Here is a 12,667-nt window from a genome sequence, read left to right on the forward strand (position 1 = left end):
GGAAATAACACGATCAGCACCACTCTTATTTGCAATATTGATTGTAGCGCCTTCCGTCTCCGCACCAATCTTGATAGTCTTGCTGTCTGTATCCTGTTTAACTAGGTTATCACCTACAACCTTGTTAATCTCTTTGTTAATATTCGTGAAAGATGTCCCTACTCCTGCTAACGCATCCGCAACATTATCATACTTCTTCTCTTCAACTGTAACACCATCATCTTTGACAGCTTTAACCGTGAAACTTGGAGTGGTCCATTCACCATTCTCATACTTAGCATCACCACCAAAATATTTCGCTGTATGTTCAGCAACCTTAGTAACAGTTTCATTGGTGGTAAAAAGCTGTGAGCCATTAACCGCATCACTTGAGTCTGCAGTAATGTCTCCATTCGCAAGATACTTAATCTTGCTATTGCCTTTTTTCTCTCCTTCTCCATGCGTCGCTACAAAGGCACTATCTGCTTCGCTCCAGCTCAAAGAATCATTTTTCGCATTAGTAATCTTATTGATAATCTCTTTTTTTGCATTTGTGATAGAAGTCCCTACACCCTCAAAGGCAGAAGCTACATCAGAATAGCTTTTATCTTCTTCAGTGCCATCTTCCTTAACAGTCTTAACCTTGAAACTTGGATCTGTCCACGCTTCACCCTCATACTTGGCACCTCCGCCTAAATATTTTGCTGTATGTTCAGCAACCTTAGTAACATTTTCATTGGTGGTAAAAAGCTGTGAACCATTAACCGCATCTGTCGAGGTTCCTGAGAGTTCACCAGAACTCACACCGGCGATTGTCCGTTCTTTACCGTCTTTGTTTAAAATACTTAGTTTAGTGCCGCCTGATGCCTTACCAATGGTGATAACAGTCGATTCCCCCGAACGGAGACTACGCGCTAAAGTAATCTCTTCTTCTTCCTTAACAAGGATACTATCTCTTACATCAGCAATTTCCTTATTTGTTGTAAATAACTGCGATCCATTCACTGCCTGTTGTGAAGTCTCAGTGAGTTCTGCAGCCTTAACTTTCTTTATCTCTTTACCTCCAGCATCAATACCATCGGTCGTTATTTTCGGACCATCAGTAATGACCAGACCTTTTGCATCTAGGGTGGTTGTGCCTGCCTTTAAGCTCGTTAATGTAACATCTTGAGCCAAATCAAATTTTAGTTTATTGTCATCTTTGCCTTTTGTAATGTTAAGATTTGTACTTCCAGTGGAAAAATCTACTCCGCTATCCATAATGACTGTTTTAGCATCTTTACCACCAACAGAGAGTTTCCAACCGTTTTCTCTTACGACCCTTTCTAAGTCTTTCAATTGTATTACATTCACTGCGTCTGAATCTTCACTACCAGCCGCTACACCTGTAATTTGGCGCGTTTTGCCAGCAGCAACATCACCAACACTAACAGCACCTAATGTAGATTTCCAATAAGATGCCGTATTTACTGCAGGTCCCTGCAGCACAGAAGTATAACCCGGAACACCAGCAGCAATATTAGCGATAGAATAATCCCCTAAAGAAACACTTCCTTCTGTCCTTGCTTCTGCATAAAAACCCAAAGCAGTAGAATACTTTGCGATTGACTTTGCACGATGACCTATAGCAGTCGTAGCATACTCTAAAGCTTTAGAAACAGCACCAACGGCTGTGGAATAATCACTTGCCGCTGTTGTATGATCATCCTTCCCATTAGTTTCATAAAACTCAGAACCTATTGCGACACTGCTTTTACCCAAGGCATGAGCTGTGTAACCTATAGCAATGGTATCCTGTTTTGAGGCCAGCGAATCATGGCCTATAGCAATACCTCTATCCCCTGTTGAATTTGCACGATTACCTATAGCTGTACTATTTGTTGCTGTAGCATTTGTAAAGGCACCTATAGCAATACCTCTATCCCCTGTTGAATTTGCACGATTACCTATAGCTGTACTATTTGTTGCTGTAGCATTTGTAAAGGCACCTATAGCAATAGCATCATCAGCTTTTACTGTTGCGCTAACACCAATACCGATCCCCTCATAATTTTTAACATCAGCTGATAAACCGATAGCTATTGCTCTTTCAGCTACTGCCTTCGCCGCAACACAACCAAGTATACCATTTGCATTCATACAATCTGGGTCAAATGCACCTATTGCAATACTTGAGTAAGTAGTTGCCTTTGCTTTATCGCCCAACATAACACCTTTATCATCTTTCGTGTCTCGCTGCAGTTCACTAACAGGAATGAGTTGTCTTGGTGTCAAAGTATTTATTGTGGAATTATTATCACTGTTACTAGAAAGAGTATTGACCAGAAAATTTGCGTAGTCACTGGTAGCATCCACCTTAGGTGTTGTCGCAACATTCAACGCTGTTATATAATTTTCCTTTGATGCATTAGAAGCATCTAACTCACTATTATCGCCATCATAAGCAGAGATAACATTTCGTGGAGCTCCTACAACAGCGCTCTCGACACCTTCAAGGAATATTTTGCTTACATCGACATTTGCCGAAAAACTAGGAGAAACATTCGATAAAAACGCAACTATTGCAGCCAACAAAAGCGCCCTCACCAAAGACAACGGATAAGGAAAATGAATCCCATTTGCATCATCGTGTGCTAGTGTGGCATATGATTTTTTCATAATAAATTCTCCAATGAAAAAACTTAAAAACACCTCCAAAACATAAAAAAGACACATTTTAGCATTATTGATCTTCTCGGAATTCAGAATGGAGGATCGTTGCTTAGCGTGTGAACGTTTTGAGTCTTTGATCTTGTTTTGTTTGTGCTTTCTGTATTGAGACTTAAATGTTTGTTTTTGGTTCATGTTTTGTGGACATAAAGGTAATGCATTTAAAGTCTATGGGTTTTGATGTGCTGTTTTTCCTAAATAAAAAAGAGGTATTGCATATTTAATATTACTTTTTACTTTGTAGTCTCTACTATAAAATCCTTTGAAAAAGGTTTTAGTTTTATTAGAAAGCATTTTTTTGTTAATAACAAGTAAAGTAGAAAGAAATTGTAATACGTTCGGGATATAGATTCCTTGGAAAATCGTTTTTTATTTAGGTTTTCTCTTTTTAAAATGTCATGTAATGATATATGCGTGATTTTGTGATGTGCCTTTTATTTTTACGCACTACTTATCTCCCCCTGAAAGTTATTTCATCAAAATGAGTCTTACTAATACACATTTCCGTATTATTATAGACTGTTCAAGAAAATAGCAACATAAAAATATAACTTTTTAGCAATATGGATTCTATTTGTGATATTTTTGCAATAAAAGCATATAAGGGTCTTCTATAAAACCTTAAAGTTTATATCGTCATCAAATATTATGCTTATCTCTAGATAAATACTGTACGTCTGTAAAAAAAATCACCCTCATTTCAATAAATAAGGGTGATTATTTGGTTCTGTTTTCGTTGTTCGTATTATTTTATTTTCAGAGTAATTGCTCCACCTATTCCCCAGTGACCACCAGCACTCGTAGCAGAGAGATTAGAGCGGATTTTTCCGTTCTCAGATGTATAACCAGCACCAAGAGCAAACGCAGATTGTCCACGCCATGCCCCGCTACCAAATGAGACACTCAAAGATCCTGGGTCGTCGAAGTAACGTAGGTTGGATACTGCTAGACCAACAGCGGCTGCTTGTCTTGCCTCTTTGCGTACACTCTTAATGTCATAACTTAAAATATTAAACTTCATATCTGTATATTGGTTAGCCCGATCAACAGCATCATCAATAGCATCGATAACGATATTATTCACCCGTTGATCTGTGTAGTGCTTTGATTGATCAAGAACAATTTTCATCTGCTGCTCAGTGTAGCCATGGAGCTGACCACCATTTACAGCTTCTTTTGATCCCTTCTCAATACGACCATCCGCAACATTATCAATCATAACAGGTTCACTTTCGTTGCCACCTTTTAGAGTAATCTTATTGGTCTTTTTACCATCAGCATCTTTATCATAGTTAACTGCACCATCAGAAAGATTATTAACCGTGTTCTCAATATTATCAACTCTGTTTTCAATATGGAAAACCGTTTCACCAATATCCGTAACCGTAGCGGAAATATTGTCGACTCTGTTTTCGATATGCTTAATATCTTTCTCAACGCCAGTGATACGTTCGTTGGTCTGCCAAAGCTGTCCGCCATTGACTGCATCTTTTGAACCTTCTGCAATTTTACCATCTGCTACATTGATAATCTTACTTTGTTGACCATCATGACTAGCGTCATAGGCTTTTTTCTGTTCATTCCAATTTAAACCATTGGACGAGACATTGTTTTCAACATTTTGAATGCGATTGTTTATCTTGGACATACTCTCACTCACGCCGTCAAAAGCATTGGCAACGTCATGATAGGTCTTCTTCTCACCAGAACTGCCGTCATTATTGAATTGTGCTATCTTGAAAGTAGGAGCGATCCATTGTCCATTATTATAGCCAGCGCCACCACCAAAATACGCAGCAAGCTGATTACTCATCAAATAAAGTTGCGAACCATTTACAGCATCCGTTGAGTTAGCAGAAATGTCTCCATTCGCAAGAAACTTAATTTTGCTATTGGTTCTTTCCTCTCCATGCTGTGCTACAAATGCCTGCTCATCACCGCTCCACAACAAGGCATCCCCTTTGACTTCTTGAGTAATATTATTGATTTGTTGTGTAAAATCATTGACCACATTCGTTAAATGATCATTCACATGCTTCACATTTGCATCAAGACCCGTCAAAGCGTCACCAACATTTTCAAAGGTTTTCTGAACCACCTTACCATCCGCAGAAACTGTAGATAAATTATACTCTGGTCCCCCAAAATAACCATCACTAAATTCCGCATTCCCACCAAAGTAATTTGCTATATCTTGGGAGATTTGATTAATTTGGTCCCCATTTACTGCATCGGTTGAATATTCAGCAATTTCGCCAGCTTTGACATTAAGGAGAGCTACTGGCTCTTTATTTTTATCGCCACCTAAAGTTATACTACCATAATTAACAGCACCATTTTCTTTATCGTAGAGAACTGCAGCAGCTGTTGTGAGATTAATATCCTTAGAAATCTTCTCTATACTTTTATCAAGCTGTTCTTTATTAACAGCTTCATCATTCCGCTCTGCAGCTTTTACACCGGAAATTGTACGAGCATCACCGTTCTTATTCGCAACATTGATTTTAGTTCCACCTGTTGCTTTACCAACAGTGATAGTACCTTCATTTTCCTCCTGCTTAACGAGGCTATTTTTCGTCGCATTCGTAATCTGATTTTGGATATTCGTGATAGAATTATCAACAGTACTAAAAGCAGATCCAAAATCATTATGTGGTTTGCCCTGAATAGTATACGTTGGCGCTTTACCATTAGATACATCTGCACCACCACCAAAATATTTTGATATATTTTTAGCAATTGTTGAAAGATTATTTGTGACAGTGGTAACATTCTGATTGGTCTCAAAGAGTTGTGAACCATTTACAGCATCGGTTGAATCTTCAGAAATATCTCCATTCGCAAGATACTTAATCTTGCTATTGGTTCTTCCCTCTCCATGCTGTGCTACAAATGCTTTCTCATCATTATTCCACAACAAGGCATCCCCTTTGACTTCTTGAGTAATATTATTGATTTGTTGTGTAAAATCATTTGTCACATTTATTAAATGATCATTCACATTCTTTACATTTGCATCAAGACCCGTCAAAGCGTCACCAACATTTTCAAAGGTTTTCTGAACCACCTTACCATCCGCAGAAACTGTAGATAAATTATACTCTGGTCCCCCAAAATAACCATCACTAAATTCCGCATTCCCACCAAAGTAATTTGCTATATCTTGGGAGATTTGATTAATTTGGTCCCCATTTACTGCATCGGTTGAATATTCAGCAATTTCGCCAGCTTTGACATTAAGGAGAGCTACTGGCTCTTTATTTTTATCGCCACCTAAAGTTATACTACCATAATTAACAGCACCATTTTCTTTATCGTAGAGAACTGCAGCAGCTGTTGTGAGATTAATATCCTTAGAAATCTTCTCTATACTTTTATCAAGCTGTTCTTTATTAACAGCTTCATCATTCCGCTCTGCAGCTTTTACACCGGAAATTGTACGAGCATCACCGTTCTTATTCGCAACATTGATTTTAGTTCCACCTGTTGCTTTACCAACAGTGATAGTACCTTCATTTTCCTCCTGCTTAACGAGGCTATTTTTCGTCGCATTCGTAATCTGATTTTGGATATTCGTGATAGAATTATCAACAGTACTAAAAGCAGAACCAATGTCGTTATATTCAGTGTTCTGAATCGTATAGGTTGGTGCTTTATTAGTGACCACATCTGCACCACCGCCCAAATATTGAGATGTATTTTGAGAAATTTTTGCTAGATCATTCGTAACAGTGGCAATATTCTGATTAGTCGTAAAGAGCTGCGAACCATTTACAGCATCTGTTGAGTTAGCAGAAATGTCTCCATCCTTCAAAAATGTGAGTTTGCTGTCTGTCTTCTCTCCGTTTGCTTCATGAAGAGCAACAAATGCTTGTTCATTTTCGCTCCACAAAAGAGAATCTTTAGAAACACCTTCAATTTTCTGAGTAAAGTCATTGACTACATATGTTAAGCGACTATTCACATTCTTTACATTTGCATCAAGCCCTGTCAAAGCTTCACCAACATTATAAAAGACTTTCTGTTCTCTAGAACCATCCGCAGAAACAGTAGATAAATTATACTGTGGTCCTACAAAAGCACCATCGACAAATTCGGCATCACCACCAAAAATGCCTGCTACATCTGCGGATATTTTATTAATCTGGCTGCCATTAATTGCATCATTCGACCCTTCTGCAACTGTACCAGCTTGTACATTATGGAGAGCAACTGGTGCCGTAGTCTTATCACCACCCAAAGTCACACTATTATAATTAATGGTGCCATCTGCATCTTTATCATAAAGAACCGCAAAGCTATTTGCTTCTTTAATGACCTTAATACTGTCCGTGATATCTGCAATTTCACCATCAAGTTGTTTTTTATTAACAGCTTCATCATCATTAACTGCTTCTTTCACACCGGAAATTATCCTATCTTCACCCGATTTGTTTGCAACATTGATTTCAGACCCCCCTGTTGCTATACCAATGGTGATACGACCTTCTTCTCCACCATCTTGCTTGACAAGACTATTTGCTGCTATTTGATTTTTTATCTCTTGTAGCTGCGCAAAATTCACTGCATCAGTATCTTCTTCTCCGTTTGCAACTCCTGTAATCTGTTTATTGCCAGCATCAATACCATCCACAGTTATTTTAGCCCCATCAGCAAACAGAAAGCCATCACTACTCATAGAGGCGTTCCCTGCAGTGACACTTGCCACTGTAATATTCTTAGCTAGATCAAATTTTACATTATTGTCTTTCGCACCTTTTGTAATCGTAAGGTTGTCACTTGCAACTGACAAATCTACAGTATCTTTTATACCAACGGCTTTAGCATCTTTACCCCCAACGGATAGGTTCCAACCTTGGTCTACGTATTTTTGTAATGATCCTAACTGCGCAACATTCACAGCATCAGTACTATAAGTACCAGCTGCCACCCCTTCAAGCTGGCGCGTCATCTTATTTACATCATTACCAATAGTTGCTGGCCCCGCATTACTTTTCCATATCTCATTATCTACCTTTGACGGGCTTTTAGTGAGAAAATCGAAACCGGGAGCACCCGCACCCGCCTTACTCGAAGAACCGTCCCCAAGAATAACCTTTCCATACGCCCGCGTTTCAGGCCCAGACCCCATAACAGTTTCATTACTATCGGCCCTCACTCGTGAAGAATAAGCATTTAAGAATGCATCCCTAATATCATCTTGGTTATTATATCCGGCATCTATCGCGATATTACCTAGTCCTAAAGCGTGCGCTGTAGAGTCTATAGCAACACTTTTCCCCTTTGCCGTATATTTCTCTGGATCTAAAATAACAGCGCCACCCACTGTAAAGATATTTTGCGCATCTTTCCATACAGACCTTCCGTCGACTGTTAAAACATTTATGACAGAATTTTCCCCCCCCATACCACTTGTATAATCATTATAAGCAGAAAGAGTACTTTGCGGATAAACCACGGCAGCATTCTTCACATTTTCAAGAGATGCTTTTGTTAAATCGAGATTTGCTGAAAAAACAGGAGAAGCATTCGATAAAAATAATGCCACCGCAGTTCCTAACGAAGCTACTTTAAACAATGATGATCGATGATGTGAACGAGAAAAACTCAAATCACGTAGATTTTGTGTAGTATATATTTTCATAATACCCCCTCATAATAATAGATTAAAAACACAAAAAAGGTATGCTCTAGAACTCTAAAGCTTTCTTATTTCCCTTGCGTGTTCCTGCTTTTACAGCGTGTTTTAGGACATAAATAAAATTAAGACATAAACTGTTGTTTCTACAGCGTCTTTAGAGGGTAGTTAGAGGCAAGTTCGTGAAAGTCAATTTAAGGAAGGTAAAAAAACACTTAATATTAGAATTAATTTCGTTTTTTCTATCAAAGGTTGTGTGTCGTTTTTAGCTTTGACCTCTTTGAAAGAGATATAATTTTTGTACCTATTGATCATCCGTTTAGGCATCAGTTTATTTTTCGTGAATAAGATTTTTTACTTCATTAGAGGATTTATGAAAGCTTTTTACTAAAATGCCCCCGCTTTGATGAGGCAAGGGCAAAGAGCATATTTAAGAAAAGTTTTTTGCTTATCTAGTTCAGTATTAAATTAAGCCCAATACCTACACCCCAATGACCACCAGAACTCGTTGCGGAGAGATTGGAGCAGATTTTTCCATCTTCTGACATATAACCGGCGCCAATAGCAAATGCGGATTGACTGCGCCATAAACCACCACCAAATGATAGACTGATTTTTCCAGGAGTATCATCATAACTTAAATTAGACACTGCTAAACCAATCGCTGCTGCTTGTCTTGCCTCTTTCCGAACATCCTCAACAGTATAACTTAACGTTGCAAACTTCATATCCGTATACGAATTAGCCTCACTAACTCCATCTTTTACAAGATGAGAAACTTGCTCATCCGTATACTTATTGGCATCTTCAAGAACCGTCTTCATCTGCTTTTTCGTATAATCATATAACTGACCACCATTTACTGCTTCTTTCGAGCTTTCTCCTACCTTCCCACCCCCCTACCTCTACATTGATAATCTTACTCGCCTTCTTATTCTTATCAACGCCACGACCTGCATTAAATGCATTAGCAATATCGTTATAGCTTTTTTTTCGTCTTTTCCATGCCGAGCCACAAATGCCCCTGCTCCATTACTCCATAACAAAGCATTTTTCTCGATGTTGCCAGAAATTTCATTATGAAGCTTCGCGAAAACACTATTTATGCCAGCAAAAGCTGCTGCAATATTATCATAGCTGTTCTCTTCAAAGGTTCTATAGCTTGAAATTTGGTGCTGTCCATTCTTTATTCTCATATCTAGCACCACCGCCAAAATATTTTGCACGCGTTTGATTTAGTGAATAAAGCTGTCCACCCCGTCACAGCATCCGTGGAACTCTTTGTAATAGCTCCTGCCGAAAGGGATGTGATCTTGCTGTTTTCTTGCTTCTCTCCATGTTTTGCAACAAAAGCTTGATCCTTTGTGCTCCATGACAAAGAATCCTGCACATCCCCTCAGAGACTCCTTTAATACGATTATTGATATTCTTGATATTGTCATCAAGACTTGTAAAATAAGTTAGAGTGGCTATATGATTTCTCTATTACCGTACCTTTTTCATCAATCTGATGATAATTTATAAGTAAGAGCTGTAAAAATACCGTCGCTACAAGATGCTCCACTACCTAAAGATTTCGCAACTTTATCACCCAATGAATAAAGCTGACCGCCATTGACAACATCAGTGGAATTTTTCGTAATTTTATTTGCTACAGTATGAAGTGCAGCGGGAGCTGTAGTTTTTCCAAAAGTCACACCTTCATAATTAATAGTGCCATTTTCATTATTTGCTTTATCATAATAAACAACAGCAGAATCATTAGCAAGTTTCTCTAAACTTTCTTCAAGCTGTTTTTTTACTAACAGCATCATTGATGCTTTATCTCTCTTTGCTTTCTTAACACCAGAAATTATCCGTAATTTATCACTTTTATTCGCAATATCAATTTTATCACCATCTATATCCTTACCAATGGTAATGTGTTTCGTTGCTGTTTCCTGTTTTACAAAAATACTCACTGCTACTTATTTTTTTACTTCCTTCAGTTGTGAAAAATTCACTGCATCAGTATTGCGAGTTCCTTCTGCAACATTTGTTACTTTTTACTTGCCGCATTAATACTACCGGTAGTTATTTGCGGGCCATCAATAATTACTAAGCCTATTGCATCTACTTTTGTTTTCTCTCCTAATGTTATGCTTTTCAATACTATGTCATTAGCCAAACCAAATATGAGCTTATTTTCATCGTCCTTATCTCTTTGTAACCCTGAGATTACTTCCTCCGAATGAAAATTTATTGTACTATCTGGCACCAAAATCTTTAGCTGTCTCACCAGCAATAGACAGTTTCCAACCTTTTTTCTTACGACTTCTTCTAAATCCTGCAACTGTCTAAGGTTCACTGCATCGGCAGGTTTGCTACCAGCTGCTACGCCTATAATTTGTCGCGTTATGTTCTTACTAAGAATACCAATATTCACTTCACCTTTCGTACTTTTCTATTGAGATTCGGTGTTTTTAGCCGGTCCTTGCAGAAGAGACATATACCCAAAAACGCCAGCAGCCCTACCAGGTACAGAGTTGTTCCCGATAGCAACACCCCATCAACCGTCACGTTAGAATAGGAACCTATAAAATAGCTTCTTGAGAAAATGCATATGCACCCAAGAGCAATCGAACCATACCCTAGGGCTTTAGAAACGGCTCCTACAGCTATTGAATAATCACTCTTCGCAGTTGTATAATTATTATCTCCATATTTGCTCTTCTTATTATATTCACCACCTATTGCGACACTGCTTTTCCCCAAAGCGTGAGCCATATTGCCTACAGTAACGCTCCATTCTTTTTCCCCTTGCGTTCCACTACCTAAAGCAATACTTGTGTTTGGAGTACGTTGCATACCTGTAAATCGTTGCATTCTTGTAATGAAATCATGTCGCAAGGTGTCAGATCCATCGATAATCCTTGCATCTTCGTTGTTTTCAGAACTCATTGTAATTGTAGAGTTATTGTTCATAACCAATTGCGAATCGGTAAGAAATCTCTCACTAAAACCATCCTTACTCTTAATAGAAAGCGTATTGACGAGAAAATTGATATAGCCACTATAATCTGTAGAATCATCCACTATTGGTGCCATTGCTGCTGTATTAAGTGCTGTTAAATAACTTGCTTTTAATAAATCAAAACCTTTTGAGAGAGCCCCAATGCTGTTAGAGTTAGCATACACAGAAAGGAGCATTTTTCCTTGAGAATAGCTCTTTGTTGCTTTTTCCATGGCTTGAAGCAGCTGTTCTATTATATCAATTTTTCGCCAAAACAGGAATAGCATTCGATAAAAAAACAACTATCACAACTCCCAATGAAAACGTTGCTACAAACAACCGATAAAATAAACGCTGAAAACTTGAGCTATTTCCCTTGAATATGATCAATAATTTTTTCATAACAAACCCTTAACAAAAAACCATGTCTAAAACATAAAAAGACATATTTTGAATTGTAAAAATTTGCACTATTTGCTTTTCATACTCGTAATTAGATTAAAACAATTTGGAGAAATTAAACTTTTACTATGAAGCTACAAAAAAGGAAACTGATTAAAAAAACATAATATTTTGAATTATTCTATTCTTAAGATAATTTGTCATTTAAAAAACAAGACTTTCAATGAAAAGTTATAACGATATCAACATAAAGCATACGTTTAAAACTATACGCAAATAAAAGCTAAAACTGTCTTCTTTTAATAAAGGGTATATTCGTATTTACATTGCTTGAAGCATTTTAATAAATCAAAATAATAGGATAGAGCAATAAGATTATTACCTAATTATCAAAGAAAAATAGCAATCAATTTTTTGAATCTTTACCACTAAGGTCTTTTATTCTCAACAAAATTTGTAATAAGCTTTTTATATTCGGATTTTATATAATTACGAGAGTTTTTACATTTAGAATAGCTTTAGAGAACTCTGGAAGAAGGTAAAAAAATTGCCCTTTTCTTAAATAAGAAAAAGGCAATTCAATTTTATGGATTTAATCGTTTATTAGTTGAGTATCACATTAACCCCTGCACTTATACCCCAGTGCCCTCCAGAAGTGGTAATTGACAAGTTGGAACCAATATCACCGTTCTCTGAAGTATAACCTGCACCAAAAGCAAAAGCAGATTGACTGCGCCACAAACCACTCCCAAATGCGATTGTTAATTTTCCAGGAATATCACTATAGCGTAAACCAGCTACCGCTAAACCAACAGCTGCTGCTTGTCTTGCCTCTTTTCGAACATCCTCAACAGCATAACTTAATGTCGAAAACTTCATATCCGTATACGAATTAGCCTCATTAACTCCATCTTTTACAATATGAGAAACTTTCTCATCCGTATACT

The 12,667-nt window shown here is 37.6% G+C and carries 7 protein-coding genes and 3 pseudogenes; all 10 read right to left on the reverse strand.

Translation table 11 applies throughout. From position 1 onward, the window contains the following. A pseudogene (locus tag ACFIJR_RS08200) lies at positions 1-2,637 on the reverse strand (hypothetical protein); the annotation flags it as partial. Positions 2,638-3,433: 796 nt separating this feature from the next. Further along, positions 3,434-8,332 (reverse strand): Vomp family autotransporter, encoded by a 4,899-nt coding sequence (locus ACFIJR_RS08205; protein ID WP_375653970.1) that lies wholly within the window; start codon positions 8,330-8,332, stop codon positions 3,434-3,436. 446 nt (positions 8,333-8,778) lie between these two features. After that, positions 8,779-9,219, reverse strand: a pseudogene (locus tag ACFIJR_RS08210) (YadA-like family protein); the annotation flags it as partial. A 12-nt stretch (positions 9,220-9,231) separates the two neighbouring features. Beyond that, complete coding sequence (locus ACFIJR_RS08215) at positions 9,232-9,552, reverse strand: hypothetical protein (protein WP_375653972.1); 321 nt, start codon at positions 9,550-9,552, stop codon at positions 9,232-9,234. A 276-nt stretch (positions 9,553-9,828) separates the two neighbouring features. After that, positions 9,829-10,287: a hypothetical protein gene (locus tag ACFIJR_RS08220; protein WP_375653973.1), complete on the reverse strand. Its 459-nt coding sequence runs from the start codon at positions 10,285-10,287 to the stop codon at positions 9,829-9,831. A 6-nt stretch (positions 10,288-10,293) separates the two neighbouring features. Then, positions 10,294-10,341, reverse strand: a pseudogene (locus ACFIJR_RS08225) (hypothetical protein); the annotation flags it as partial. Between the two features lie 23 nt (positions 10,342-10,364). Further along, a complete protein-coding gene (locus ACFIJR_RS08230; RefSeq protein ID WP_375627464.1) occupies positions 10,365-10,751 on the reverse strand; it encodes a hypothetical protein in 387 nt (128 codons plus the stop codon). Next, on the reverse strand, positions 10,748-11,515 hold the full coding sequence (locus ACFIJR_RS08235) for a hypothetical protein (protein WP_375627465.1): 768 nt from the start codon (positions 11,513-11,515) through the stop codon (positions 10,748-10,750). The genes ACFIJR_RS08230 and ACFIJR_RS08235 overlap by 4 nt, the downstream gene beginning before the upstream one ends. 61 nt (positions 11,516-11,576) lie before the next feature. Further along, positions 11,577-11,720 carry a hypothetical protein gene (locus ACFIJR_RS08240; RefSeq protein ID WP_375627466.1) on the reverse strand — a complete coding sequence of 48 codons (144 nt, stop codon included), beginning with the start codon at positions 11,718-11,720 and terminating at the stop codon, positions 11,577-11,579. A 603-nt stretch (positions 11,721-12,323) separates the two neighbouring features. Next, positions 12,324-12,667: YadA-like family protein (locus ACFIJR_RS08245; protein WP_375627467.1), on the reverse strand; the 344-nt coding region annotated here is incomplete at its 5' end.

The sequence above is a fragment of the Bartonella sp. OD88NMGDW genome (assembly GCF_042193775.1).
Taxonomy (GTDB): domain Bacteria; phylum Pseudomonadota; class Alphaproteobacteria; order Rhizobiales; family Rhizobiaceae; genus Bartonella; species Bartonella grahamii.

Coding starts and splice junctions, on each gene's coding strand:
- ACFIJR_RS08240 (WP_375627466.1), bottom strand. CDS start 11,720: ATGAAAAAATTATTGATCATATTCAAGGGAAATAGCTCAAGTTTTCAG.
- ACFIJR_RS08235 (WP_375627465.1), bottom strand. CDS start 11,515: ATGCTCCTTTCTGTGTATGCTAACTCTAACAGCATTGGGGCTCTCTCA.
- ACFIJR_RS08205 (WP_375653970.1), bottom strand. CDS start 8,332: ATGAAAATATATACTACACAAAATCTACGTGATTTGAGTTTTTCTCGT.